Annotated in this window: 18 protein-coding genes and 1 tRNA gene; 15 read left to right on the top strand and 4 right to left on the bottom strand. The window is 64.9% G+C overall.

All coding sequences use genetic code 11. From position 1 onward, the window contains the following. On the top strand, positions 1–1,365 hold the full coding sequence (prsR, locus tag GGR44_RS15555) for a PEP-CTERM-box response regulator transcription factor (protein ID WP_183956404.1): 1,365 nt from the start codon (positions 1–3) through the stop codon (positions 1,363–1,365). Beyond that, complete coding sequence (locus GGR44_RS15550; RefSeq protein ID WP_183956403.1) at positions 1,362–3,401, top strand: tetratricopeptide repeat protein; 2,040 nt, start codon at positions 1,362–1,364, stop codon at positions 3,399–3,401. Before prsR ends, GGR44_RS15550 begins: the two co-directional genes overlap by 4 nt. Positions 3,402–3,436: 35 nt before the next feature. Here the strand turns inward: GGR44_RS15550 and GGR44_RS15545 are convergent, their stop codons facing one another. Both GGR44_RS15545 and GGR44_RS15540 read right to left on the bottom strand, forming a co-directional pair. Continuing rightward, a complete protein-coding gene (locus GGR44_RS15545) occupies positions 3,437–3,784 on the bottom strand; it encodes a GntR family transcriptional regulator (protein WP_183956402.1) in 348 nt (115 codons plus the stop codon). 71 nt (positions 3,785–3,855) lie between these two features. Next, a complete protein-coding gene (locus GGR44_RS15540; protein WP_183956508.1) occupies positions 3,856–4,434 on the bottom strand; it encodes a nitroreductase family protein in 579 nt (192 codons plus the stop codon). Positions 4,435–4,571: 137 nt separating this feature from the next. Here GGR44_RS15540 and GGR44_RS15535 point away from each other — a divergent pair, with 137 nt between their 5' ends. The 11 genes from GGR44_RS15535 to GGR44_RS15485 all read left to right on the top strand — a co-directional run bounded on the left by GGR44_RS15535 (position 4,572) and on the right by GGR44_RS15485 (position 18,088). Further along, positions 4,572–6,119, top strand: a complete 1,548-nt coding sequence (locus GGR44_RS15535; protein ID WP_183956401.1) for a peptide MFS transporter — start codon at positions 4,572–4,574, stop codon at positions 6,117–6,119. A gap of 17 nt (positions 6,120–6,136) precedes the next feature. Next, complete coding sequence (locus GGR44_RS15530; RefSeq protein ID WP_425511330.1) at positions 6,137–7,513, top strand: amidohydrolase; 1,377 nt, start codon at positions 6,137–6,139, stop codon at positions 7,511–7,513. Further along, positions 7,510–8,817 (top strand): amidohydrolase family protein, encoded by a 1,308-nt coding sequence (locus GGR44_RS15525; RefSeq protein WP_183956399.1) that lies wholly within the window; start codon positions 7,510–7,512, stop codon positions 8,815–8,817. The genes GGR44_RS15530 and GGR44_RS15525 overlap by 4 nt, the downstream gene beginning before the upstream one ends. Before the next feature lie 129 nt (positions 8,818–8,946). Next, entirely contained in the window at positions 8,947–9,381 is a 435-nt protein-coding gene (locus tag GGR44_RS15520; protein ID WP_183956398.1) for a CoA-binding protein, read from the top strand. A 60-nt stretch (positions 9,382–9,441) separates the two neighbouring features. Next, on the top strand, positions 9,442–11,703 hold the full coding sequence (locus GGR44_RS15515) for a molybdopterin cofactor-binding domain-containing protein (RefSeq protein WP_183956397.1): 2,262 nt from the start codon (positions 9,442–9,444) through the stop codon (positions 11,701–11,703). A gap of 7 nt (positions 11,704–11,710) precedes the next feature. Beyond that, positions 11,711–12,676, top strand: coding sequence for a ferrochelatase (hemH, locus tag GGR44_RS15510; RefSeq protein ID WP_183956396.1), 966 nt, complete (start codon positions 11,711–11,713; stop codon positions 12,674–12,676). A gap of 33 nt (positions 12,677–12,709) precedes the next feature. Further along, on the top strand, positions 12,710–13,432 hold the full coding sequence (phbB, locus tag GGR44_RS15505; RefSeq protein ID WP_183956507.1) for an acetoacetyl-CoA reductase: 723 nt from the start codon (positions 12,710–12,712) through the stop codon (positions 13,430–13,432). A gap of 1 nt (position 13,433) precedes the next feature. Then, positions 13,434–13,718, top strand: coding sequence for a ribbon-helix-helix domain-containing protein (locus GGR44_RS15500; RefSeq protein WP_183956395.1), 285 nt, complete (start codon positions 13,434–13,436; stop codon positions 13,716–13,718). A gap of 61 nt (positions 13,719–13,779) precedes the next feature. Continuing rightward, the gene (locus tag GGR44_RS15495) at positions 13,780–16,149 is read left to right on the top strand and encodes a TonB-dependent receptor (protein WP_183956394.1); all 2,370 of its coding nucleotides are present in this window, start codon (positions 13,780–13,782) and stop codon (positions 16,147–16,149) included. A 124-nt stretch (positions 16,150–16,273) separates the two neighbouring features. Next, positions 16,274–16,957: a Fe2+-dependent dioxygenase gene (locus GGR44_RS15490; protein WP_183956393.1), complete on the top strand. Its 684-nt coding sequence runs from the start codon at positions 16,274–16,276 to the stop codon at positions 16,955–16,957. A gap of 12 nt (positions 16,958–16,969) precedes the next feature. After that, positions 16,970–18,088, top strand: coding sequence for a PepSY-associated TM helix domain-containing protein (locus tag GGR44_RS15485; protein WP_183956392.1), 1,119 nt, complete (start codon positions 16,970–16,972; stop codon positions 18,086–18,088). A 76-nt stretch (positions 18,089–18,164) separates the two neighbouring features. Here the strand turns inward: GGR44_RS15485 and GGR44_RS15480 are convergent, their stop codons facing one another. Both GGR44_RS15480 and GGR44_RS15475 read right to left on the bottom strand, forming a co-directional pair. Further along, positions 18,165–22,823: an NAD-glutamate dehydrogenase gene (locus GGR44_RS15480; RefSeq protein WP_183956391.1), complete on the bottom strand. Its 4,659-nt coding sequence runs from the start codon at positions 22,821–22,823 to the stop codon at positions 18,165–18,167. Positions 22,824–23,088: 265 nt separating this feature from the next. Continuing rightward, the gene (locus GGR44_RS15475; protein ID WP_183956390.1) at positions 23,089–24,381 is read right to left on the bottom strand and encodes a PAS domain-containing protein; all 1,293 of its coding nucleotides are present in this window, start codon (positions 24,379–24,381) and stop codon (positions 23,089–23,091) included. Between the two features lie 164 nt (positions 24,382–24,545). Between GGR44_RS15475 and GGR44_RS15470 the strand changes: the two genes are divergently transcribed. Both GGR44_RS15470 and GGR44_RS15465 read left to right on the top strand, forming a co-directional pair. Next, positions 24,546–24,621, top strand: a tRNA-Thr gene (locus GGR44_RS15470). Between the two features lie 574 nt (positions 24,622–25,195). Continuing rightward, the gene (locus tag GGR44_RS15465; protein WP_183956389.1) at positions 25,196–26,074 is read left to right on the top strand and encodes a hypothetical protein; all 879 of its coding nucleotides are present in this window, start codon (positions 25,196–25,198) and stop codon (positions 26,072–26,074) included. Positions 26,075–26,076 lie beyond the last annotated feature (2 nt).

The raw sequence follows: 26,076 nt of genomic DNA, 5'->3' as shown, positions 1-26,076 counted from the left end.
ATGACCGATAGCCGCCCCAAATTGCTGATCGTCGAGGATGATCCGGGCCTGCAACGCCAGCTCCGCTGGGCCTATGACGAATATCGGCTATTCATCGCCGGCGACCGCGAGGAAGCCATTGAATTGCTGCGGGCGGAGGCGCCTGACGTGGTGACGTTGGACCTTGGCCTGCCGCCCGACCCGGATGGCGTCAGCGAGGGCTTTGCGACGCTGGCCGAAATGCTGCGGATCAAGCCCGATACGAAGGTGATCGTCGCGTCCGGCCATGGCGCGCGGGAAAGCGCGCTGGGCGCGATCTCCGGCGGGGCTTACGACTTCTACCAGAAGCCGGTCGACATTGACGAACTGGGGCTGATCGTGCGCCGGGCTTTCCATGTCCACCGGCTGGAGAAGGAAAATGCGCGCCTTGCCGAAACCGCGCAGGATGATGCGCCGGTGCTGGGCCGGATATTGACCGCAGCGCCCGAGATGCTGAAGGTCACGCGCACCATCGAGCGGGTGGCCAATGCGCAGGTTTCGGTGATGCTGCTGGGCGCGAGCGGCACCGGCAAGGAATTGCTGGCGCAGGGATTGCATGACGCCAGCCCGCGCCGCAACGGCGCCTTTGTGGCCATCCATTGCGCGGCGATCCCCGAAACGCTGCTGGAATCAGAGTTGTTCGGGCATGAAAAGGGCGCTTTTACCGGCGCGGTCAGGACGACGCCCGGCAAGATCGAACAGGCGCAGGGCGGCACATTGTTCCTGGACGAAGTGGGGGACATTCCGCTGGCCGTGCAGGTCAAGTTGCTGCGATTCTTGCAGGATCATGCGATCGAGCGGATCGGCGGCCGCGAAAGCATCGCCATCGACACGCGCATCGTGTGCGCCACCCATCGCGACCTGCCCGGAATGATCGCGGCGGGCGCGTTCCGCGAGGATCTTTATTATCGGCTGGCGGAAATCGTGGTGCGTATCCCTGCGCTCAAGGACCGGCCCGGCGATCCCGCCTTGCTTGCGCGCCATTTCCTGATGCGTTTCGCGCGGGAGATGAACCCGGCGGTCAAGGGGCTGGCCCCCGATGCGCTGGCCGCGCTCGACGCCTGGGGCTGGCCGGGCAATGTTCGCGAACTGGAAAACCGGGTGAAGCGCGCCGTCATCATGGCCGATGGCAAATGGGTGGGCGCCGCCGACCTCGACCTGGACGGGGCGGGGGAAGAGGGCGAAGTGATCAACCTGAAGGCCGCGCGGGAAATGGCCGACCGCCGCGCCATCCGCCGCGCCATCGCCCGGACGCAGGGCAATATATCCAACGCGGCAAAGATGCTGGGGATCAGCCGGCCGACGCTTTACGACCTTTTGCGCCAATATGAGTTGCAGGCGGGATGAGCAGGCGGCGGATATTCGCGATCGGGGGCCTGATCTTGTCGCTGTTGGCGGGTGTCGCGCTGTGGCAGCTTGTTCTGCGCGAAGGCGATGGTCGCGCCGCGCATGACCGGGCGGTGGCGGCGCTGGACAAGGGCGACGCCCGCACGGCGCGGGTCGAATTGCTGAACGCCATTCGCGCCGATCCGCGATCGCCCACCTTGCGCCTGTTGCAGGCCCGCGCGCTGCTGGCGCTGGAGGATGGCGCGGGCGCGCAGGCGGAGCTGGAGCGGGCGCTGAAACTGGGCGCGCCGCTTGGGCGCACCCGCGCCGCCATGGCCGAGGCGCTGATCCTTGAGGGCGACGCCGAAGGTGCGCTGAAGCAGGCGAGATCCGCTGATGTCGACCCTGAAGAGGCGGCGCACGCGCAACGCATGGTCGCCCGCGCCGCCATCATGCTGGGCGATCTGGCCACCGCGCGGGCCGCGCTGGAAAAGGTGCAGGCGATGGCGCCGGGCGATCCCGAGACCTGGATCGAAACGGCGCGTTATCAACTCTTCTTTGGCGATCAGGCGGGCGCGCTGGTCGCTGCTGACCGGGCGGTGGCGGCTGCTCCGGGCAATGTCCCTGCGCTCACCCTGCGGGCGGAACGGACGCGGGAGCAATATGGGCTCGCGGCCTCGCTGCCCTGGTTCGAACGGGCGCTGGCGATTGATCCCGACGCCGTGCCGACGCTGGTCGAATATGCCGCGACGCTGGCCGACATGGGCCGGGCGCAGGCGATGCTGAGCGTCACGCGCCGCATATTGGGCTTGCAACCGGGGCATCCGCGCGCCCTGTTCATGCAGGCGGTGATGGCGGCCCGCGCGGGGCAGGATGATCTGGCCCGCGCACTGCTCGCAAGGACCGATGGCCGGCTGGACGGTGAACCCGCGACGCTGTTGCTGCGCGGCGTGCTGCACCTCCAGTCGGGCAATGCGGTGCTGGCGGCGGACAGCCTGTCCGCGCTGGTCGCGCGGCAACCGGATAATGATCGGGCGCGGACATTGCTGGGGCGGGCGCAATATGCTGCGGGCGACATGGATGCGGCGAGCGCGACCCTGCGGCCGCTGGTGGTGCGCGCCGACGCCGATCCCTATGTGCTGACGCTGGCGGCGCGCGCGCAGGAGGCGCTGGGCCATGGCGACATGGCGCGCGACATGCTGGCGCGCGCGGCATGGCCCGTCCGCCCGTCCGCCGCGCCCTTCGCGCATGATGAGGATGCGCGCCTGTTGGCGAACGGACCGCCGGCGCAGGCCGGAACGGCGGCCGACAATATTCCCTATATCCGCGCGCTGATGAATGGCGGGCGCGGAGCGGAGGCGCTGGATCGCGCCCGAGCGCTGGCCCGGGCCAATGCGGGCGCGCCCGCCGCCCAGATCATATTGGGCGATGCGCTGATGATGGCGGGCAAAGCGGCTGACGCCGCGCGTCGTTATGAGGCGGCCGCCAATATCCGTTTTTCGGAGGAAGTGGCGCTGCGGCTGGCGTCGGCATGGCGGATTGCGGGCGACAATGGTCGGGCTTCACGGGCGTTGGGTCTCTTCCTGGCGCAGAACCCGGCCAACCTGCCCGCCCGGCGGCTGGCGGCATCCTTGTTCATGGATGCGGGCGACTGGCGCGCTGCCCGGCGGACGCTGGAGGTCGTGCGCGCGAAACTGGGCGATAACGATGCGATGCTGATGGCCGACCTCGCGCGTGCGACGGTGGAAAGCGGGGACAAGGGCCGGGGCCTCGCCTATGCGCGTCACGCCTGGCGGCTGATGCCCGGCAATCCGATGACGGCGGATATTTATGGCTGGGCGCTGGTGCAGGCGGGCAAGGGTGGGCAGCGCGCGGTGGATGTGCTGGAACAGGCGCAAGCGATGGCGCCTGGCCATCCCGCCATACAAATGCATCTGGGTCAGGCCTATGCCGCCATGGGGCGGCGCGGCGAGGCGAAGGCGGCCTTCGCCAATGCGGCGGCCGTTCCGGGTTTTGCGGGGCGGCAACAGGCGCTGGACGCCAGCGCCGCGCTATAATTTCGGGTGGACGACCCAGTCCTGAAGCGGAACTTTCATGCGTCCTCGCGGCCCGCCAGTTCATCAAGGTCAATGCCCAGCCGCCGCATCTGCGCCGCGACGGGGGGCCAAACGCTGTCCAAGAAGCGTTCGCGTTCCATCGCGCGCAGGCGGCGGGTCGCGCCATCGGCGACGAACATGCCGACGCCGCGCTTCACGACGACAAGCCCGTCGTCCTGAAAATTCTGATAGGCCTTCGCCACCGTCAGCGGATTGGCGCCCTGTTGCGCCGCAAAGGCGCGAACGGAGGGCAGCAGGGCGCCGTCGCGATATTCGCCATCCAATATGGATGCGGCAATGATCTCGCGCAGGCGCAGGTAGACGGGTTTCGAATCTTCGGCCATGCTGATATGCTGCCATAATACAGCGGGGCAGGTCAAGATTTTTACTGTCGAGAAGGGCGATCAACTGGTTATTAAATTACCCAGTTGCTGACGACATCGTCATATTCGGGTCGTGGCCGTTCCTCCAGCGGGCGCGACGGCGTGCCGATGAAGACAAAGCCCGCAATGCGTTCCGAAGGCTTGCCAAAGGCGTCGCGAACCATATCCGAAAAGCTGGGCCAGCCGGTCAGCCAGCCCCCGGCAAAGCCCATGGCGTGGGCGGCATGAAGCAGGTTCATGACCGCCGCGCCCGCCGACAATTGCTGCTCCCACAACGGTATCTTGCTGGGTTCCACCGGCGCTGACAGGGCGACCACCAGCGATGGGGCCTGATGCGCGAACTGGTGCATAGCCTCTATTTCCAGCCGCCCGGCATCCGGCTTTTCCGCGCGATAGGCGCGCTCCAGCAGTTCGGCCAGCGCGTCGCGCTGGTCGGCGCCGACAATCACGAAGCGCCAGGGGGCGAGCTTGCCATGGTCGGGCGTGCGCGTGGCGATTTCCAGCATGGCGCGCAACTGCGCATCGTCGGGGCCGGGGGCGGCGAGGTCGCGGGGCTTGCCCGAACGGCGCGATCGGAGGAGCGCCAGCGGCGAGGATGTGTCGTTGAACATGGCGTCCTCCATGTCGCCACCGCCGCGGCGACGCAAGGGCATCCACGCTTTTTGACAGGGCGTGAAATATTATTAGTCTCACCCGTCTGCCGCCGCCGATCCCGGCTGGCGCGCACCAGAGGCATCACAGGGGCAAGATGGCGACATCCGGGCAAGCGGCGGCGATGCGGGAACAGACTTGGCTCGGCCATCCAAGGGGTTTGTTTCTGCTGTTCTTCGCGGAAATGTGGGAGCGTTTTTCCTATTACGGGATGCGCGCCATCCTGATTTTCTACCTGACCAAGCATTTCCTGCTGGTCGAGGATCGCGCCTATCTCCTCTACGGCGCTTACACGTCGCTGGTCTATATCACGCCGGTGATCGGCGGCTATCTGGCCGACCGTTTCCTGGGGCCGCGCAAGGCGGTGCTGGCGGGTGGCGTGTTCATCGCCTCCGGCCATTTCCTGATCGCGCTGACCGAAGGACCGGGGGGCGCCGATCCCCTCTTCCTCAACGGCTTCTATATCGCGCTGGCCAGCATCATCGTCGGCACCGGGTTCCTCAAGGCCAATATCTCGGTGCTGGTGGGCGAGCTTTATCCGCGTGACGACGCGCGTCGCGATCCGGCCTTTTCCATCTTCTACATGGGCATAAACGCGGGCGGGGCGATCGGGCCGGTCGTCTGCGGCGTGCTGGGCGAAACGGTGGGCTGGTCCTGGGGCTTTGGCGCGGCGGGCGTCGGCATGTTGCTGGGCCTTGTCGTCTTCGTTTGGCTGAAACCCTGGTTGATGGGCAAGGGCGAACCGCCCCGGCCGCAGCAATTGCGTCAGCCGGTCGTCGCCGGGATTAGCCGGGAATGGATGATCTATCTGGGCGGTATCCTTGGCGTGGCGGCGGTGTGGATGATGATCGCCCATGCCGAGGCGCTTGGCTATGCGCTGCTCATCTTCGGCGTGCTGACCGTCGCCTATATTCTATGGCGGGCGGTATTCATCCTGCCGCCGGTGGACCGCGACCGCATCATGGCGGCCCTGTTCCTGATCGCGCTCAACCCGCTGTTCTGGGGCCTGTTCGAACAGGCCGGATCATCGCTGAACGTCTTCACCGACCGCAATGTCGACCGTTCGGTCCTGGGGCTGACCATTCCCGCGTCGGTGTTCCAGTCGGTCAATTCGGTGTTCATCATCCTGCTGGCGCCGCTGTTCGCCATATTGTGGACATGGCTCGACAAAAGGCGGCTGGAGCCTTCCTCGCCCGCCAAGTTCGGCTTCGGCCTCATCCTGTGCGGCGCCGGTTTCCTGGTGCTGGTGGCGGGCGCGGCGGCGGCGGGCGAAAACCTGACGCCGGTGATCTTCGTGTTCCTCATCTATCTGTTCCACACCATGGCGGAGCTGTGCTTTTCGCCGGTCGGCCTGTCGGCGATGACGCGGCTGTCGGTTCCATCCATGGTCGGGCTGTTGATGGGCACATGGTTCCTGGCCATGGCGGCGGGCAATTTCATTGCAGGGCTGATCGCTCGCGCGACCGGCGGCGGCGAAGGGGCCGGGGTGGCGCAGGTGCTGGATATTTACAGCCGCATCGGCTGGTTTGCGATGGTGGTGGGCGGCGCGGTGCTGCTGGTCGCGCCCTGGATCACGAAACTGATGCATCTCGATACGCTGGGCGCGGCGATTGCGCGCCCGAATGATGGAGAGGGCCAAAAATGAGGATCGCTTCGATAGCCATGGCGCTGGCGTCGCTGGCCTGTGCCGGCACGGCCATCGCCGCCAAAAAGGACAGGCAGGAAGCACCCGCGCCCGGCGCCGGATCATCGGCCGAGCCGGAAAATCCCTTCCCCTCGACCTACAAACCCTATCCGGGGGTGCCGACCGTGATTCGCGGCGCGACCATCTATGACGGCGAAGGCGGGCGGATCGACAATGGCGTGGTGTTCCTGTCGGGGGGCAAGGTGACGGCGATCGGCGGGCCGGACACGCCCATTCCCGCCGATGTCGCGGTGATCGACGCCAAGGGCAAATGGGTGACGCCCGGCGTGATCGACATTCACAGCCATCTGGGCGATTATCCCTCGCCTTCGGTCGCCGCGCTTTCCGACGGGAACGAGGCGACGTCGCCGGTCACGGCCCATGTGTGGGCCGAACATAGCGTCTGGCCGCAAGACCCCGGCTTTGGCCGCGCCATGGCCAATGGCGGGGTGACGACGCTGCAAATCCTGCCCGGTTCCGCCAATCTGTTCGGCGGGCGCGGCGTGACGCTGAAGAATGTGCCCGCCCGCACCATGCAGGGCATGAAATTCCGCGGTGCGCCCTACAGCCTGAAAATGGCCTGCGGCGAGAACCCCAAGCGCGTCTATGGCTCCAAGGGGCGCGAGCCGAGCACCCGCATGGGCAATATGGCCGTCGACCGCCAGACCTGGATCAAGGCGCGCGAATATCAGAAGAAACGCGCGGCCGGAAAGGACCAGACCCGCGACCTGGGCATGGAAACGCTGGCCGATGTGCTGGAGGGCAAGATCCTGGTCCAGAACCATTGCTATCGCGCCGACGAAATGGCCAATGTCATCGATATGGCCAAGGAGTTCGGCTACAAGGTGACCGCTTTCCACCACGCTGTCGAAAGCTACAAGATCGCCGACCTGCTGCGCGACAATGGCATTTGTTCGGCCATGTGGGGCGACTGGTATGGCTTCAAAATGGAAGCCTATGACGGGATCAAGGAGAATATCCCGCTGGTCCACAATGCCGGCGCCTGCGCCATCGTCCACAGCGATGACGAGAACGGCATCCAGCGCCTCAATCAGGAAGCGGCCAAGGCGCTGGGCGCCGGACGTCGCATGGGCATCGACGTGCCCGACGAAATCGCCTGGACCTGGCTCGCCATCAATCCGGCAAAGGCCATGGGCATCGCCGACAAGACCGGCAGCCTGAAGCCGGGCAAGATGGGCGATGTGGTGTTGTGGAACGGTGACCCGTTCAGCACCTATACGCGGCCTGAAAAAGTGTGGGTGGACGGCGCGCTGCTCTACGACGCGATGGACCCGAAACGGCGGTCGGTCAGCGATTTCGAACTGGGGCAGATCGGCGCGGGAGACGTGAAATGAACAAGGGTCTTCTTCTGATGGCCGCCGCGACGTTCGCCTTCGCCGCTCCGGCACTGGCCCAGACCATCGCCATTACCGGCGGCACGCTCGCCATCGGCGACGGGTCGGAGTTGGTGCCCAACGGCACCGTCGTCATCGCCAATGGCAAGGTGGTGGCGGCCGGCCCCAATGTCGCCGTGCCCGCTGGCGCGAAGATGATCGACGCCCGCGGCAAATGGGTAACCCCGGGCCTCGTGTCAGGCTATTCGCGCGTCGGCCTGGTGGAAGTGCCGGGCGTTTCGGAGACGAACGACAGCGGTGCGCAGGGGCTGCCCTTTTCCGCCGCCATCGATGTCGCCCCGGCGATCAACCCGCTCGCCAATCCCGTCGCCATCAGCCGCACGGCCGGCGTCACCCGCGCCGTCGTCGTGCCGCAGGCGTCGGGCGGCATTTTCGCCGGTCAAGGCGCGGTCATCGATCTGGGCGCGGACATGAGCCCGATCACCAAAGCGCGCGCCTTCCAATATGTCGAAATGGGCGAGGAAGGCGCGAAGCAGGCGGGCGGCAGCCGCCCCGCCCTCTACCTCCGGTTCCGCACGATGCTCCGCGAGGCGCAGGCCTATGCCAAAGTGCCCGCCAGCTATGACGGACGGTCGACCGATGCCTTGCTGACCCGTGTCGATGCCGAGGCGCTGGCTCCGGTGGTGAACGGCGCGATGCCGCTGCTGGTGCACGTTGAAAGCGCGCGGGACATATTGGCGGTGCTGGCGCTCAGGCAGGAGTTTCCTGCGCTGCGCCTGATTTTGGCGGGAGCCGCCGAAGGATGGATGGTCGCGAGCCAGATCGCGGCGGCGAAAGTGCCGGTCATTGCCGGTGGCCTCGACGACCTGCCGTCCGCCTTTGAAAAGCTTGCGGCGACGCAAAGCAATGTCGGGCGCATGGTGAAGGCTGGCGTGTCCGTCTCCATGGGCCTTATGGAACGGGATGAAGGGCTGCAATTGCGCCTCGCGACGCAGCAGGCCGGCAATATGGTGGCGCTCAATAAAATTCCCGGCGCGGCGGGGCTCAGTTGGGGGCAGGCGCTGCGTACCATCACCTCCGCCCCGGCCGAAGCGATGGGGCTTGGCGATCGCATCGGATCGCTTCGGCCCGGCCGCGCCGCCGATGTGGTGCTGTGGGATGGCGACCCGCTGGAAATGGAATCGGCGCCCGTTTCGGTGTGGATCGACGGGGTCGAACAGCCCATCGACAATCGCCAGACCAAACTTCGCGATCGTTATGCGACCCCCGCCGAAGGGGGCTTGCCGAAAGCCTATAGCTGGTGAAATTGGCGGGGAGGAGGCCTGTCCTCCCGGGTCAACCCTTTAGCAAAAAAGAGATTCTCGACGGAAGTCCACTTGCAATCCCAACAAAGATCGTCATGTCTGACGGACAGAAAAAATGGAGTGGATGTCATGTCTTTGACGCAGGCGGACGATATAGCCGCGCTTTTGAACGAAACGCGCAGCATCGCGCTGGTCGGCATTTCCGACAAGCCGGAACGTCCCAGCTATTCGGTCATGCGCGATCTGCAGCGCCACGGCTATCGCGTATTCCCGGTCAATCCCCAATTGTCGGGGCAGGAAGTGCATGGCGAATATGTCTGGGCCAGTCTGGCCGATATCGACCAGCCGATCGACATGGTCGATATTTTCCGCAACAGCGAGGCGGCCGGCAGCGTCGTTGACGAGGCGATCGCGCTTGGCGCGCATTCGGTGTGGATGCAACTCGCCGTGGTCAATCCCGAAGCCGCCGCCCGCGCCGAGGACGCCGGTCTGAAGGTGGTGATGGACCGGTGCCCGATGATCGAGATCAGGCGGCTGGGACTAAAGCCAGTGGCCAAGCATTAATCGCATATGACCCTTTGTCCGGGCTTTCCAGCCCGGGCAAGCCGCTTTACTGCGAAGGCCATGGCGAAGCGGAATCGGCGACAGGGCGAACATGGACTGAACCGCCGCGCATTGCTGGTCGGCGGAGGCGCGGCCGCCGGGCTGCTGATCGCATGGGGCGTGTGGCCGCGCGACTATGCCCCAACGCTCAATGCCGGGCCGGGCGAAGAGGTCATCAACGCCTTCCTCAAGATAGACCGTTCGGGCCAGATTATCGTCATTGTGCCCCAGGCAGAATTGGGGCAGGGGGTGACGACGCAATTGCCGCAGATTTTGGCGGATGAACTGGGCGCGGACTGGCGAACCGTCGCTGTTCAGTCCGCCCCGGTCAGCCCGCTCTACGCCAACAGCCTGCTGGCGCGCCAATGGTTGTCCAATGATCTCTCGATGCTGGCGGGCGGCGCGGGCGAATGGGCGATCGACCAATATGCCATTCGCAACGCATTGATGCTGACCGATGTCGACAGTTCGGTGCCGATGTTCCATGACAGTTATCGCGATGCCGGCGCGGCCGCGCGCGTGCTGTTATGCCAGGCGGCGGCGGCGCGCTGGAATGTGCCCTGGGAAAGCTGCGACGTCGTTGATGGGGTCGTCACCGATGGCGCGCAGCGGCGGCTGCGGATCGGGGAGGTCGTCGCGGAAGCTGTGCGGTTCGACCTGCCTCCGATATTGCCGTTGCGGCAGGGCAACGACGGGCGCCTCGCCGGGCAGGATCTTCCCCGCCTCGACACGCCGTCCAAAATCGACGGCAGCCATAATTTTGCCGCCGACATCCGCCTGCCTGACATGGTCTATGCCTCCATCCGCCAGGGGCCGATTGGCGACGCCATATTGGCCAGCGCCAATGAAAGCGCGGCCAAGGGCGTGACCGGCCTGTTGCGGTTCTTGCGCCGCGAACGCTGGATCGCGGCGGTGGCGACCAACTGGTGGGCGGCCAACAAGGCGCTGGACCTGTGCGATCCGGTCTTCACCCTGCGCGGCCGCCCGGTCGACAGCGGCGGGATTGAAGAGGCGCTGGAGGCCGGTTTCGCCAGCGACGCGGGGCGCAGGCTGTTCCGGCAGGGGGATTTGCTGCCGGTGTTCGAAGGGGCAACGATCCTTGCCAGCGAATATGGGGTGGAGGCGGCGCTCCATCTGCCGATGGAACCGATGAGCGCGACCGCGCGCGTCACAGATGACAAGGCGGAGATATGGACCGCAACCCAGGCGCCGGGCCTGTGCCGGTCGGCGGTGGCCGACGCGCTGGGCCTGTCGGACGCGGCCGTCACCCTCTATCCGCTGCATGGCGGCGGTGGGGACGGTCGGCGGTTCGACCATGAAGTGGCGGTGCAGGCCGCAATTCTGGCGCAGGAGATGGGCCGCCCCGTGCAACTGACATGGTCGCGGCTGGAAGACGTGATCCAGGATCGCCCCGCGGCGCCCGCTCATGCGCGCATGGCCGCGAAACTTGGCCGTGGCGGCATGATCGAAGGCTGGCTGGCGAAGGTGTCAGCGCCCTGTGCGGTGACGCAAAGCTGGGCGCGCATGGCCGATGGCGCTTTGCCACATGAAGCCGCCGCCGACACGGCGGACAAAGCCAGCCGCCTTGCCCTGTCGGGCATGGTCCCGCCCTACGCCATTCCCAATTTCGCCGTGGACCATTATCCTGTCGATGTTGGCTTGCCCATTGGCCTGTCGCGCGGCAATGCGGACATTTACGGCGCTTTCTTCACCGAATGCTTCATGGACGAACTCGCCCATCTGGCGGGGATGGAGCCGATGTCCTTTCGTATCCAGATGCTGGGCGGGCGTCCGCGCCTTGCCCATTGCCTGACCACGGCCGCCGCGCTGGGCGGGTGGCAGGGCGGCATATCGGGCAGCGGACAGGGGCTGGCGGCGCACAGCATGGACGGGTCGCACGCGGCCGTGCTGGTGGAGGCCGGGATCGAGGGCAATCGCCTGGCCGTCAGCCGTATTGTGGCGGCTGTCGATTGCGGCGATCAGGTCAATCCCGACATTGCCCGGCAACAGATTGAAGGCGGGCTGATCCAGGGGCTGGCCATCGCCATGGGCGCGACTGCGCCCTATGCCAAGGGCCTGCCGACGCGCGCGATATTGGGGCGCATGGGGCTGCCCCGATTGGCCGACATTGGCGAAGTGACGGTCGAGCTGCTGGCCAGCGCCGTGCCCGCCGGGGGGACGGGGGGCATTGCCGTGGCGGCGGTTGCGCCCGCCATCGCCAATGCCCTGTTCACCGTTACCGGCCAGCGGTTTCGCAACCTGCCGCTGTTGGCGCGCGATTGAGGATGACATGGGCAAGATCGGGGTTTTGATCGTCAATCTGGGAACGCCCGATGCGCCGGAAACCGGTGCGGTCAGGCGCTACCTCAAGGAATTTCTGTCGGACCGGCGGGTGGTGGAAATTCCGCCGCTGTTGTGGCAGCCGATCTTGCGCGGCATCATCCTCAACACCCGGCCGCGCAAGTCCGCCGCCGCTTACCGGGAAGTTTGGAAGGATGCCGGATCGCCGCTGGCGGTGATCACTAAGCAGACCGCCGATGGGCTGCGCGCCATGCTGGATACTGACATCCATGTCGACTGGGCGATGCGCTATGGCAATCCATCGATTGCATCGCGCATAAACGCCATGGTCGCGGCCGGGTGCGACCGCATCCTGATCGCGCCGCTCTATCCGCAATATAGCGCCGCGACCAACGCCAGCGCGCATGACGCCGTGTTCGCCGCCATCGCCGCCATGCGCGCGCAGCCCGCTATCCGGCTGCTGCCCGCCTATTATGATGACCCCGCCTATATCGAGGCGTTGCGGGCGTCGACGCAGCGGCAACTGGATGCGCTGGATTTTGCGCCCGACCTGCTGATCGCCAGCTTCCACGGGATGCCGGTGCGTACCCGCGAACTGGGCGATCCTTATTACAGCCAATGTCTGGAGACGGCGCGGTTGCTGTCGGATGCGCTGGGCCGAGAGGTGCGGGTGACGTTCCAGTCGCGATTCGGGCCGGCCAAATGGCTGGAGCCGGCGACCGACTCGGTGCTGCGCGCATTGCCCGGAGAGGGGGCCCGAAATGTCGTGATTCTGACCCCCGGCTTCTCCGCCGATTGCCTCGAGACGCTGGAGGAAATCGCCATGCGCGGGAAGGAGGATTTTCTTGCCGCCGGAGGGCAAAAATTCAGGCATTTCGATTGTTTGAACGCGTCGGAAGAGGCTATGACTCTCTATGCGACGCTGGTGCGTCGCGAGTTATCCGGCTGGCGCTGAAACAGGGCGTGGCCATAGTCTGGGAGAGCTATGATGGGCAGAGTTGCGATCGTCACGGGCGGAACACGCGGCATTGGTGAAGCCATCAGCCTCGCGCTCAGGGATCGCGGTTGTACCGTTGTGGCCAACTATGGCGGCAATGACGAAAAGGCGCGCATATTTACCGAAGCGACCGGCATCGCCGCGATAAAATGGGATGTGGGCGATCATCAGGCGTGCCTTGATGGGTGCGCCGCCGTCGCCGACCAGTTCGGCCCCGTCGACATCGTCATCAACAATGCCGGCATCACCCGTGACGGCGTGCTGGCGAAGATGAGCTTCGACGACTGGAACGAGGTTATGCGGATCAATCTGGGCGGTTGTTTCAACATGGCCAAGGCGACCTTTGGCGGGATGCGCAATCGGGGTTGGGGGCGTATCGTCAATATCGGTTCAGTCAACGGCCAGGCGGGCCAATATGGCCAGGTCAACTATGCCGCCGCCAAATCGGGCATCCACGGCTTCACAAAGGCGTTGGCGCAGGAAGGCGCAAAATTTGGCGTGACCGTGAACGCCATCGCGCCGGGCTATGTCGACACTGACATGGTTGCCGCTGTCCCGGCTCCGGTTCTGGAAAAGATCGTCGCCAAGATTCCGGTCGGGCGGCTGGGCCATGCCTATGAGATTGCGCGGGCCGTCGCGTTCCTGTGCAGCGAGAACGCGTCCTTCATGACCGGCAGCACCTTGTCGGTCAACGGCGGTCAGCATATGTATTGATATGGTGGGGGGCGTCGATAATTTCGGCGCCCCCGCGCCCTACGCGCCGCCGGTGAAGCGGAGCGTGACAATTGCCGGTCATGCGACCGCGATCAGCCTTGAGCCGATTTTCTGGGATGCGCTGCGCGCCGCCGCCGATGCGCGCGCCTTGCCCGTCAATGCGTTGATCGCGCGCATAGACGTCGATCGCATGGCGGTTTCCGATCCTCCTAATCTGACCAGCGCCATTCGCTGCTGGTTGCTGGCGCTATCTCTTGAAGCGGCTAGTCAGAATCATTCGCAATAGTCTTGACGATGCGACTGACTCGCAATAACAGGCTCCCACGATGTCCTTTGGGGGTTTGTTCATGTCTTCTTCGATCAAGTCTATGTCCTATCTGGCGCTGGGCTGCGTGGGCGCATTCGCCTCGCCCGCGCTGGCTGCGGAAGCGGCGGCTCCGGCCGATCTTCAGTCCGGGGACATATTGGTGACCGGTCACGCTTATGCTGACGAGGCCGTCAATCCGAAGAATACCGCGCCGTTGGTCGACACGCCCCAGACCGTCACCATCATTTCCGACCAGGTGGTGAAGAAGCAGAATCTGCTCACCCTGCGCGATGTGCTCTCGACTGTGCCCGGCATCACCTTTGGCGCGGGTGAAGGCGGCGGCGGCTATGGCGACAGCATCAACCTGCGCGGCTATTCCGCCAATAACGACATCACGCAGGATGGCGTGCGCGACAGTGCCCAATATAGCCGCACCGACCCGTTCAACACCCAGCAGATCGAAGTCTATAACGGCGCCAATTCGGTTTATAACGGTTCCGGTTCGGTGGGCGGCACGATCAATCTGGTCAGCAAGGCGCCCCAGGCTGACAATCTGACCGTGGCCGAAGCGGGCATCGGCACCGACGATTATTATCGCGCGACCATCGACACCAATTATCGCGTGTCGGACCTGATCGCCGTCCGGCTGAACGGCGTCTATCACAGCAACGATGTGCCGGGGCGTGATGTTGAAAGCTATGAACGCTGGGGCTTTGCGCCTTCGGTAAAGATCGGGGTCGACGGTCCGACCAGTCTCACTCTGGCCTATGTGCATCAGCGCGACCGCAATTCGCCCATCTATGGCGTTCCCTATTTCAAGAACGCTATCAACAATGGTCCGTTGGCCGAAGTCGACAGCAGCGACTATTTCGGTATCGAAAATCTCGACCGCCAGAATGCCGACATCGACCGCTTTACGGCGATCTTCGGGCATGAATTCAGCGATGGCGTGTCGGTCCGCTCGCTCGGCCGCTGGCAGCGCGTGCGCCAATATAGCGTGACGAGCGCGCCGCAGGGCACATATTGCCTGTCCACCGGCGTCCAGCCGGTCACTGACGCAAGCCTGACCGCGGCGGCGGCCTGCCCGGCTGATATGGCGGCGGGCAGCTATCGTCCCTCCGGCCCGCGCGGCCTGATCCGCGATCAGCTCAACAACCTGTTCTACAGCCAGACCGACCTGCGCATCGTCAGCGGCGAGCCGGGCGGCGTCCGCAATACGCTGGTCATCGGCTTTTCCGCGACGCAGGAGGATTACCGCCTGACCACCGCGCAATTGCTGCGGACGGCGGGCGGCGATACCCTGCCGCAATCGGACATCAGCCTATCCAATCCGGTGACGACCTGGACCGGTGAAACCAACAAGATTGTGACGGGTCGCTCCTTTGGCGACAGTCGCAACCTGGCCGTCTACGCCTTTGATACGCTGGAACTGGGCCGGTTCGAACTGAATGGCGGCCTGCGTTTTGAAAATGTCCGTAACATTTTCCGCGCCGACACGGTCGCCGCGCCGTCCGCCGGTGGCGCAACGACAGCGGGCATTCGCCAGCGCACCGAGGACAATCTGTTCTCCTACCGCATTGGCGCGGTTTACAAGCCAGTCGAAGCGGTCAGCCTTTACGTCGCCTATGCCAACAGCAAGACGCCGTCATCGGCGACGGTCCGGCTGGGCTGCACCAGCGGGTCGGGCGCGACCTTCGTCAATTTCTGCGATGTCGCGCCGGAAAGCGCGACCAGCTATGAAATAGGGGCGAAGGCCGAACTGGCGGGCGGCAAGCTGCTGGCCACGGTCGCCCTGTTCCGCAACGAGCGCGGCAATTACCGCGTGTCGAGCAACGATCCTGCGACCAGCACGACGATCCAGGTGCTGGACGGCCATTCGCGCGTTGATGGGATTGCGCTGGGCCTGACCGGCACTATCACGCCGGAATGGACGATCTTCGCCAACTACACCTATCTCGACAGCAAGATCATTCAGGGCACGTCCGACGAATGCATCGCAGCGCCCTCGGCCGCCTGCGCCAACAGCGCGGCGCTGCCCGATCCGTCGAAGGGCGACGAACTGATCCAGACGCCAAAGCATTCGGGCAGCCTCTACACCAGCTATCGCCTGCCTTTCGGGCTGGAGGTCGGCTATGGCGTGACCTATCAGGGCAGTTTTGCGCTCAACCAGAGCAACCTGTTTAATCGGACCCAATATCGCTCGGACGACTATTGGGTCCACCGCGCCTTCCTGTCTTGGAATTTCAACAACGGGCTGACGGCGCAGGTCAACGTCCAGAACCTGTTTGACAAGAAATATTATACCGGCATCCGCAACAATATCAGCAGCACCACGGGCATCGTCTCGGGCGGCTGGGCGACGCCGGGCGAGGCGCGGGCCGCGCGGTTCAGTCTCTTCTACAGCTTCTGATTCGGGCCTCCTCCTCCTCCCCCTTGTCCCTGGGGAGGAAATGGGCGGGCAACGGAAGATCCTCGCTTCCGTTGCCCGCCTTTTGGCCCGATAGGAAGACGCCCATTTTACCGAGGTTGCGCCGATGCTGATCGCCATTCCCGACCTTCTGGACGCCGCTGCGCTGGCGTCGGTTCGCGCGTTGATCGACGGCGCGTCATGGGCCGATGGCAACGCCACGTCCGGGCACCAGTCTGCGCTGGCCAAGAACAACATGCAATTGCCTGAGGAATCGCGTGAAGCGAAGGAGGCGGGGCGCGTCATCCTGGAGGCGCTGGGCCGCAATCCGCTGTTCATCGCCGCAGCCTTGCCGCTGAAGATTTTTCCGCCGCTTTTCAACCGTTATGGCGGCGGGCAGGCTTTTGGCACGCATGTCGACAATGCCGTCCGCATTCAGGCGGGCACGGGCTTTCGGGTGCGGTCCGACCTGTCGATGACGGTGTTTCTGGAAGCGCCCGAAGCCTATGACGGCGGCGAGCTGACGGTCGAGACGCTGTTCGGCGTGCAGCAGGTGAAACTGCCCGCCGGTCATGCGGTGCTTTACCCTTCGTCGTCGCTGCATCGGGTCGAGCCGGTGACGCGCGGTCATCGGATCGCCAGCTTCTTCTGGATGCAATCGATGGTGCGCGACGACAACGCGCGCCAGTTGTTGTTCGACCTCGACAGCAGCGTCCAGCAACTGGGCGGACGCATCGGCCACGACGATGCGGAAGTCATCCGCCTGACAGGCGTTTATCACAACCTCCTGCGCCGTTGGGCGGACAGTTAGGATAATATCGGCATGAACAAGCTGGCCCTGCGTAAATTCTGGTTTCAGTTCCACAAATGGATCGGGCTTTTGCTGGCGATCCTGATCCTGCCCATTTCGGTCACCGGCGCGGTTTTGGTGTGGCATGAGCCGCTGGACGCGATGCTGAACCCGCAACGCCATGTCGCGGAAGGGGCGAAGGCAGCCCTGCCGCCCGCCGCCTATGTCGATGCGGCGAAGGCGGTGCTGGCGCCGGGCGAGAAGATATTGGCGCTGCGCTTTGCCAGGGGCGAGGCGGTCACTATCGCGGCCGCGCAGCCGCGCAAGCCGGGCGGCGGCCGCCCCGGCCGCACGGTCGTCTACATGGACCCGGCAACGGCGAAGGTGCTGAACAAGGCCGACGGCAATGCCGGTTTCATGCGGGTCATGCACCAGTTGCACGGCAGCCTGATGATCCCCGGCGTTGGGCGCCAGATCGTCGGCTGGGTTGGCGTCGCCATGCTGATTTCTTCCCTTTCCGGCCTGTGGCTGTGGTGGCCCGTTTCTGGCAGCGTGACGCGCGGTTTTCGCTGGAAGCGGGGCGACCGCAAGCTCGACACCAATTTGCACCATCAAACGGGCTTCTGGATCGCCTTGCCGCTGTTCGTGCTGTCGCTGACCGGCGCGTGGATCAGCTTCCCGGCCTTCTTCGGCGCGCTCAGCGGCGACGCGCCGCAGCAGCGCCCCGGCCAGCCCGACCGCATGGCCCGGATGCGCGCCATGCCGATCGACAATCCCCGCACCAGCCTGAACGACGCGCTGGCCGTGGCGCGGCCGCTGGCGAAAAAGCCGCTGACATCGGTCGAATGGCCCACCGATCTGGAAGGGCGCTGGTCCTTTTCCTTCGCCGGTGAGACAGTGAAGGTCGACGAGCAGACGGGCGTCGCCAAGGCCGATGGCGGGAAGGCGCGGCGGCCCCCGCCCGAAACGACCGCGCGGCTGATGCGGCGCATCCACGACGGCACCAATATGGGCATCGTCTGGCAGGTGGTCATCTTCCTGGGCGGCATTTTGCCCGCGATCCTGACCGTGACCGGCCTCACCATGTGGTGGCGCAGCCGCAATTGGCGCGGCGGGCGGAAGCCGGCGGCGCGGACCGCAACCGCTATCTGATCAGGTGAAAAAAAAGGGAGGGGCTGACACAGATGTCGGCCCCTCGCATTTTTTTTTGCTGGTCGCCTTTTGCGGCTTAACGCCCCAGCAGGCCGCGCGCCTGCCCCGCGATTTCCGCCAGCATGGCGGCATTGGGCACCGGCGCTGCCTTGGCCCTCTGCACCAGCCGCCGGAACTGGCCGATGCGCGGCGCGCGCTTTTCCAGCCACTGGTCGACATGGGCGGCGACGTCCTTGCCCTTGGCATGGGCCAGGAAATCCAGCCGCACCTGCTGCATGTCGCGGGCGACGCCCGAGATCAGTAGGCGTTCCCAAGGATCGGTCGGCTCCATGCGGGCGGCGGTCGACTGCACCCAGTCGATGCCCACCATTTCGCCCAGCCGCGTGAAGGCGCGGGTCAGTTCCAGCTCGTCCAGGTCAAGGCGGCTGGCGAGCGCGGTTATGCCGACGGCGCCGTCCAGCTTGAACAGGCCCGCCGCGCGCCGCGCCAGATCCTCCGGCGCCCCCAGCGCCAACAGCCGGTCGACTGCGGCGACGGAACGGCGCGTCGCCTCGTTGGTCAACAGGCCATCGACCCGGTCGGCCAGTTTGGCGATGCCAGCCGCCAGATAGGCCTGACCTTCGCCCGGCAATATGCCCGAAGGCAGGCTGCGCAGAATGTCGGCGATCTGCGCCCGCATGCCGCTGGCGACATCGCTAAAGAGGGCAAGACGCGCGCCTTCCGCCATATCGGCCGCGTCGATATCGGCCCACAAGCGGCGGACGTCATAGAGCCGCTCGGCGATCAGGAAGGCGTTGGCCAGATCGGCGAGTGAGCAACCCTCTTCCTCCGCCAGTTCAAAGGGGTGGATGATGCCCAGCCGGTTGACGATGCGGTTGGCGACCTTGGTGGCGATGATTTCACCGCGCAACTGATGCGCGGCGATGGCGGCGGCCTCCCGTTCCTGCATGGCGGGGGGGAAGGCGGCGGCCAGTTCCGCGCCCATCATCGGGTCGGTGGCGAGATCGCCATGTTCGATGGCGTCCTGCAAGGCGAGCTTTGCCGTCGACAGCAGCACCGCCAGTTCGGGGCGCGACAGGCCCTGGCCATCCTGCGCGCGGCGCATCAACTGGTCATTCGCCGCCAGCCCCTCGACCGCGCGGTCCAGTCGCCCGCTTTCCTCGAACGTCTCGATCAGCCGCACATAGCTGGCGAGATCGGCGGCGCCGCCGCTTTCCGCGATGGACAGGCCCAGCGCCTGCAGCCGGTTGTCCTCCAGCACGATGGCGCCCACCGCGTCTGTCATGCTGACCAGCAGGGCGTTGCGATCATCAAGCGCAAGGCGGCCCTCGGTCATTTCCTTGTTCAGCGCGATCTTGATGTTGACCTCATTATCCGAACAGTCGACGCCGGCCGAATTGTCGATGAAGTCGGTGTTGATGCGCCCGCCGTTCAGGGCAAAGGCGATGCGCGCCGCCTGCGTCACGCCCAGATTGGCGCCTTCGCCCACGACCTTGACCCGCAACTGTTCCGCATTGACGCGCAGTCGGTCGTTGGCCGGATCGCCGACATCGCCATGGCCCTGCGCCGCCGCCTTCACATAGGTGCCGATGCCGCCGAACCACAGCAGGTCAGCCGGGCTTTTGAGGATGGCGGAGATCAGGGCCGCAGGCTCCATTTCCTCATCCTCCACGTCCAGAAGGGCGCGGATTTCCGGGGTCAGCGGGATGCTCTTCATGCTGCGCGGAAAGACGCCGCCGCCCGCTGAGATCAACGACTTGTCATAATCGTCCCACGACGAACGGGGCAATTGGAACAGGCGCTGGCGTTCCGCCCAGCTCTTCGCCGGATCGGGCGAGGGGTCGAAGAAGATGTGGCGATGGTCGAAGGCGGCGACCAGCCGGATCGCCTTGCTGAGCAACATGCCGTTGCCAAACACGTCGCCCGACATGTCGCCGCAGCCGACCACCGAGATCGGTTCGCTCTGCACATCAACGCCCATTTCGGCAAAGTGGCGCTGCACCGAAATCCACGCGCCGCGCGCGGTGATGCCCATCGCCTTGTGATCATAGCCGTTGGAGCCGCCGCTGGCGAAGGCGTCGCCCAGCCAGAAGCCGCGCTCCAGCGCGATGGCGTTGGCGACATCGCTGAACGTCGCCGTGCCCTTGTCGGCGGCGACCACGAAATAGGGGTCGTCGCCGTCGCGGATCACAACGCCCTTGGGGTGGACCACCTTGCCCTGCACCAGATTGTCGGTGACCGACAGCAGGGCGCGGATGAAGATGCGATAGCTCTCCGTGCCCTCCGCCAGCCAGGCGTCGCGATTGACCTGCGGATTGGGCAGTTGCTTGGGATAGAAGCCGCCCTTGGCGCCGGTCGGCACGATAACGGCGTTCTTGACGCGCTGCGCCTTCATCAGGCCCAGTATCTCCGTGCGGAAATCATCGCGCCGGTCCGACCAGCGCAACCCGCCGCGCGCCACCGGCCCGGCCCGCAGGTGGATGCCCTCGACGCGGGGGGAATAGACCCATATTTCGCGCCAGGGCAGGGGGGCGGGCAGGCCGGGCACCAATGCGCTGTCGATCTTGAACGCCAGCGCCTCTTTGGCGGCTTCGGCGAAGAAATTGGTCCGCAATGTGGCGGTGACGACCGCGCGCAGCAGGCGCAATATGCGATCCTCGTCAATCGCGCTGACTTTCTCCAGCCCCTCGTCAATGGCGATGGTCGCGGCGGTGACGCGCGCATCATCCTTCCCCTTGGGATTGTGGAGCGCATGGAACAATTCCACCAGACTGCGCGTGACGGCCAGTTCGCGCCGCAGCGTATCGGCGACCGTGCCGATGCCATAGGTCATGCCCGTCTGGCGCAGATAGCGGAACAGCGCGCGGAACAGGACGACGTCGCGCGGATTGAGCCCGGCGGTGACGATCAGTTCGTTCAGCCGGTCATTTTCCGCCACGCCCTCAATCACCTGCGCGATGGCTTCGGTGACGATGTCGGCGCGGGCGATCACCTGTTCCGCGTCGTTGCCCGGCGGCAATTCCAGAATGAACCGCTGGACATAGCCCTGATTGCCGCCATCGACCGGGGTCGTCATTTCGTCGATCACGCGCAGGCCGAAATTTTCGAAGGTCGGCACGACTTCGGACAGGGCCACGAATTCACGGCTGTAAACCTTCAGCCGCAGCCTTTCGGTTTCATCCTCGTCATTGCGATAGATGCGGATCGACTTGTCGCCATCGCCCGACAGGCCGTGGAGCAGGCGAATGTCGATCGCCGCTTCCTGCGGCCCCGCGCCATTGCGATAACCCATGGGGAAGCCATTGGCATAGCGTTGGGCGAGGGCGGCGGCGCGGCCGGGCTCCTCCGCCTCGGTCAGGGCTTCCTCGACCGACGGCAGCCAGCCGCGGACCATCTGTTTCAAACGGTCGTCGAGCGCTGCGTCGTCGGGCACCACGCCCTTGTCGCGCAGGTCGAGCGTGATGCGCAGCAGGGCGAGGCCGCCTTCCTCCAGCATGATCGACCAGCTAAGCAAAGGCGCCTGCGCCGCCTGCGACAGCATATCCTGAATGGCGACGCGCCGGGCGGTGGAAACCTCGTCGCGCGGCAACCAGACAAAGGCGTAGAGGTGGCGGGTCAGCGCGCTGGTCGCCAGCGCCAGCTTGGGCCGGGGGCGATCCGACAGCGACATGAAGGTCAGCGCCAGCCGTTCCAGCGTATCCCGTTCGAAGCCGATCAAGATGTCATGGGGCAGGGCGGTCAGCGCATGAGCGAGCGCCTTGCCCGCATGGCCGGCCGGGTCAAAGCCGAACTTGTCCATCAGCGTCGAAAGGACGGACCGCAGCACCGGCACCTTGTCCGGCGGCGCGGACAGGCCGGAACTGGCCCACATGCCCGCGTGGATCGACAGGGCGACGACATCGCGCCCCGCGCGAACGGGAATGATGATGAGGTCGATCAGCACCCGGCGATGGACGCGCGACATCTGATTGGATTTGATGATGAGCGGGGTGCGCTTGCCTTCCTCGAACCAGGTAAAGGCGGCCTCGATGGAGGTTGGCGCCAGCAACAGGGCGTCGCCGAGCGAACAGATGCCCAGCGTGTGGCTGGCCTTGCCGTCGCGGTCGCAACGCTGATAACCGATCTGGGTGAAATTGCGGGCCAGCAGCCAGCGCAGCAGGGCCGCGCCTTCCTCATCGGGCACGGCGTCAGCGTCTGCGTTCATGGCGTCGCGCATCCGCGCCCAGTCCGAGACTGCTACGCGCACATCGGCCAGCGTCTGTTCCAGCGCGGCGTGCAGGGCGCGGCGGGCCTTGGCGTCGACGCGCTCGGTTTCAATGTAGATCATTGATTCCCGCCGGGCTCCGGGCGCTTCGTCGTCCAGAATTGCAGTCAGCGCGCCGTTCGCGCTCCGCTGCACGGACAGCACGGGGTGCAGCAGGCGGTGGATGGCGATGTCCTGCGCGGCGAGCAGATTGCCGATGGAATCGACCAGAAAGGGCATGTCTTCGTTGATCAGCGCCACGCGCATGAAGCGGCCGCCAGCGCCTTCGCCAAGAGTTTCGATGGCTATGGCGGGCAGGCCGGGCTGGCGCGTCGCTGCGGCGTTGGCCAGAAAATCTGCCGCTGCCGCCCTGGCCGCTTCGTCAAAGCCCTCGCTTTCGCCCGGCAGCGCGCCGCGCGCCAGCGCATCGGCCAGCGCCGTCCTGATGGAATCCGTCGCATTGGACTGGCTGCCGTCCGCGAGCGTCGTCATTCGGTCACCTCTTCCTCAATCGATCCGCGCAGCCCGATGGTGGTGGGAGGGGCAGGGCGCGCCCGAATTCATTCTCCGCGCAATGCCGCCTTTATGCGACAGGCGGCGACGGGGCTCAACCATTTATCTGTAAGAAAGTTTCGTTTTAATGAAATAAAATGACGCGGTGCAACATGGCGGCGGCCCTGTCCCGAAGAACGACGGGCGGGGTCCAATCCGCCATCGGGCGCTGCTGTGGGCGCGGATGCTGCGGGTGTTGCGATCGTCAGCCTTGCGTCGCGAGCACCACCCGGCGGCAGAGGTCCGATCCTTCGGGCAGGGCGGCGACGATCGACAATGTGCCGTCCCCTTCGCGGCGGGCGATGACCACGGCCAGGCCGTCCGCATCGGTCGTCACCGTCTCAGGCGCCATTGCTGTCGCGGTTTTGAGGGCGGCGCGGGCCTTGTCCTGCCGGTCTGTCTTCACCGGGCGTTCGGCCCGGCGCAGGGCGCGTTCGTCGCGGACCAGCGCCTTGATGCCGCCAGCGTAATTTTCCAGATAGCCGGCCATGGCGCCGCGGTCCATGCCCGCCGCCCAGCCATGGTCGAGCACCGTTGCATATTCGGCGATCCGGGTCTTGTCATATGTCGCGCCGAACACCAGCTTGATGACGGCCGTCATCGGGCTGCGCGCCTGCGCCTTTATCCCCGCGTCGCTCAGCATTTCGGCATAATCTTCGGCCGCGTCCTGTGCGGCGAGCGCGAAGTCATAGGCCAGGCCGATGGCGCGATAGAGCGCGCCATGGCTGCGCGATTCGGACTGGCTCGCCTCTTCTGCGCTGTCGCGGGCGAAGGCCAGCCAGTCGGCCAGCGAGGCGTCCTCGGCCGGCGCTTCCATGCCGGCCAGGTCCAGCGTTTCGTCTTCCAGGGGCAGGCCCATCGCCGCATCAGCGGCGGGGCCATCGGCCCATAACGGCGCGCTGACCGGGCGCGGCGGCGCGGTGCGCAACGCCTCTTGCACTTCGCGTTCCAGATTGTCGGCGGCATCGCCGGTCACCGCTTCCTTCCAGTTGATGACCCCATAGATGAAATCGATGGTGTCGTCGTCGGAAGAGAATGGCATCAATATGCCGCGATAGAGAATGTCCGCGTTGCGCTGGTTGATGAACTCCGCCTCGAAGCCCACGGGTGCGGCATTGGCGATGATCTGCAGATAATGGTCGGTCAGCCGCGACAACAGCGAACGGGCGGGTACATCGTTGATATGGCTGATGCTGCTGTCGATCTCGCACTCTTCGCGCAGCGCCGTGCCCAGATAGACAATGGCGGGATTGTCGATGCCGCTGCTGAAGTCGAGAAGAACGCTGCGCGGGCCGAACTCTTCCAGCTCGTCGGGGTTCAGATCCTCGATGGAAGGCAGCGACCGTTCGCCCAGCAGGGACGCCCAGTAATTATAGGCGCGCACATGCAATCGACGTTCGTCGGACGCGACCGCCAGGGGCGTTTCTATGCCCGCATCGGCGGCATAATCGAAATCGTCCTGGTCGTTGGCGACATCATGCCCCCGCAACGTGTCCATCCGGCCCATTCCCTGATCATAAGACAATAATTCAGCCGAACATTCGCATGGGGATGGTAAACATCTCCTAAACGCCCTGGACAGGGACGCCCAAGCAGAATCGGGCCTGCCATCGCAATGCGCGCTTGTTCTTCCCCGCAACCGCTGTTATCAGCCCGCCCGCTGCCGCAGTAGCTCAGATGGTAGAGCACGACATTCGTAATGTTGGGGTCGGGGGTTCGAGTCCCTTCTGCGGCACCACCCCTTTCAGCAGGGAACCCACCGAAATCAAAGGGAAAGCGCCTTCCGGCTGATGGCCGGGAGATTGCCTTGTTTATGGGGCTTTGGCGTGGGAACTCGCGCGGCCCTGTGGGGTGGGCGTGGGGCGACAAACTTCTTTGCACCGCAAGTGATCGGCGTAAAAGCTGGTCTGGTTCCGACCAGATATCACCATTTGGGAGCGATGGCTTGAACGTCCGCCTGCTCCACGACCTGCCGTCCAACTACTGCGAGTAGGTCAGGCAGCAGTGTGCCCCAAACTCAGCCGTTCAGACAAAAGCTAATAGATCCTGAAAGCGGTCGTCTGGTATGGCTGCGCGCGCCGTGCGTTGCTCTCTAGTCCGGCGGCCCGGCAGATCTCGGGCAAAGGCCTGACAGTCGACGGTGGCATCAAAGCCTGATCCTGATTGGCTGGGCGCGCTCCCAACCGGGGCACGTAAATCTTATCGACGATCCTAGAAATAGCTGGCAACAGGCCCGACATCAATACAATGTGATTACGCGGGTAGTTCCGTGAAAGACCGATGACTGGCGAGAAGATGGGGGCCGCTAGCAAATGGTAGATGGTTCGACAGAGAGTTCCGATGGTAACGACTATTGGTCGACGGTCGACGAGTCCAAGCCGTATGCGCAGGGCGACATTCTTCGCGGTCTTCCGGCAGATGCGGGAGGCGAGCCCTCATTTGGGCTGATCATCACTGCCGATTGCGACATCGTCCAAGGGAAGGCTTCGGACCGGCTGACCTATGTCGAGGTCGTGACATCCCGCGCCTACCTCGAACGATTATGGATTCCGGATCAGCTGCAGAGGTATGTGAAGAAGCAGGTGAGGGTCGCCGCCGAAGGGTTGGGTGCGGTCATGCGACGGTCCGACCTGGATTTTACATTGACGGAAGAGCAGCTGCTCAGCTGGCTTGCGACACGACAAGTCGACGCTATCGCCAAAGCAGTCAACCGAACCGGGAAGCCGCTCGACGCCAAGCTGATCAAGAACCTTAACGCGTTGCGATGCGCCATCGGTGCCGATGTTCACGACGATCAACTGTCGCAGTGGAGGGCGCTTCGCGGAATTCTGGGCGATGACCCGGAGCGACAGCAGTCGGACATCGCCACCGCGCTGGGCGGGGGCGGAGGCTTCCCCGACTTCTTCTTACTGCCGGATCTGCCTGCTGCGAGTGGGGTTGGCTACGTGGCTCTGCTCCGTTTCATCCGGACAGTCGATGCTGACGAAATATTCTCAAGCGAAGTCGACGCGCGCATCCACGACCGGCCCACCGCGCTGCATCGGGTAGGACGGCTGAATGACGGAATTCGGTTCGCGGTCACACAGAAGCTGGCGTTTTTGTTCTCGCGCATAGGTTTACCAACTCATTTCGAAGACGCGAGTAGGTCTGCGGCGGCACTGGCCGCGGAGAGTATTTTTACTGGAGCCTAAGT

This window comes from Sphingobium fontiphilum, assembly GCF_014196635.1.
Taxonomy (GTDB): Bacteria; Pseudomonadota; Alphaproteobacteria; order Sphingomonadales; family Sphingomonadaceae; genus Sphingobium; species Sphingobium fontiphilum.
The sequence above is the reverse complement of the archived record's forward strand: the minus strand, read 5'-3'. Positions and strand labels throughout refer to the sequence as shown.

Bases quoted from the DNA above. Each gene is read 5' to 3' on its own strand.
- prsR (WP_183956404.1), top strand. From the start codon at position 1: ATGACCGATAGCCGCCCCAAATTGCTGATCGTCGAGGATGATCCGGGC.
- GGR44_RS15550 (WP_183956403.1), top strand. From the start codon at position 1,362: ATGAGCAGGCGGCGGATATTCGCGATCGGGGGCCTGATCTTGTCGCTG.
- GGR44_RS15545 (WP_183956402.1), bottom strand. From the start codon at position 3,784: ATGGCCGAAGATTCGAAACCCGTCTACCTGCGCCTGCGCGAGATCATT.
- GGR44_RS15540 (WP_183956508.1), bottom strand. From the start codon at position 4,434: ATGTTCAACGACACATCCTCGCCGCTGGCGCTCCTCCGATCGCGCCGT.
- GGR44_RS15535 (WP_183956401.1), top strand. From the start codon at position 4,572: ATGGCGACATCCGGGCAAGCGGCGGCGATGCGGGAACAGACTTGGCTC.
- GGR44_RS15530 (WP_425511330.1), top strand. From the start codon at position 6,137: ATGGCGCTGGCGTCGCTGGCCTGTGCCGGCACGGCCATCGCCGCCAAA.
- GGR44_RS15525 (WP_183956399.1), top strand. From the start codon at position 7,510: ATGAACAAGGGTCTTCTTCTGATGGCCGCCGCGACGTTCGCCTTCGCC.
- GGR44_RS15520 (WP_183956398.1), top strand. From the start codon at position 8,947: ATGTCTTTGACGCAGGCGGACGATATAGCCGCGCTTTTGAACGAAACG.
- GGR44_RS15515 (WP_183956397.1), top strand. From the start codon at position 9,442: ATGGCGAAGCGGAATCGGCGACAGGGCGAACATGGACTGAACCGCCGC.
- hemH (WP_183956396.1), top strand. From the start codon at position 11,711: ATGGGCAAGATCGGGGTTTTGATCGTCAATCTGGGAACGCCCGATGCG.
- phbB (WP_183956507.1), top strand. From the start codon at position 12,710: ATGGGCAGAGTTGCGATCGTCACGGGCGGAACACGCGGCATTGGTGAA.
- GGR44_RS15500 (WP_183956395.1), top strand. From the start codon at position 13,434: ATGGTGGGGGGCGTCGATAATTTCGGCGCCCCCGCGCCCTACGCGCCG.
- GGR44_RS15495 (WP_183956394.1), top strand. From the start codon at position 13,780: ATGTCTTCTTCGATCAAGTCTATGTCCTATCTGGCGCTGGGCTGCGTG.
- GGR44_RS15490 (WP_183956393.1), top strand. From the start codon at position 16,274: ATGCTGATCGCCATTCCCGACCTTCTGGACGCCGCTGCGCTGGCGTCG.
- GGR44_RS15485 (WP_183956392.1), top strand. From the start codon at position 16,970: ATGAACAAGCTGGCCCTGCGTAAATTCTGGTTTCAGTTCCACAAATGG.
- GGR44_RS15480 (WP_183956391.1), bottom strand. From the start codon at position 22,823: ATGACGACGCTCGCGGACGGCAGCCAGTCCAATGCGACGGATTCCATC.
- GGR44_RS15475 (WP_183956390.1), bottom strand. From the start codon at position 24,381: ATGGACACGTTGCGGGGGCATGATGTCGCCAACGACCAGGACGATTTC.
- GGR44_RS15465 (WP_183956389.1), top strand. From the start codon at position 25,196: ATGGTAGATGGTTCGACAGAGAGTTCCGATGGTAACGACTATTGGTCG.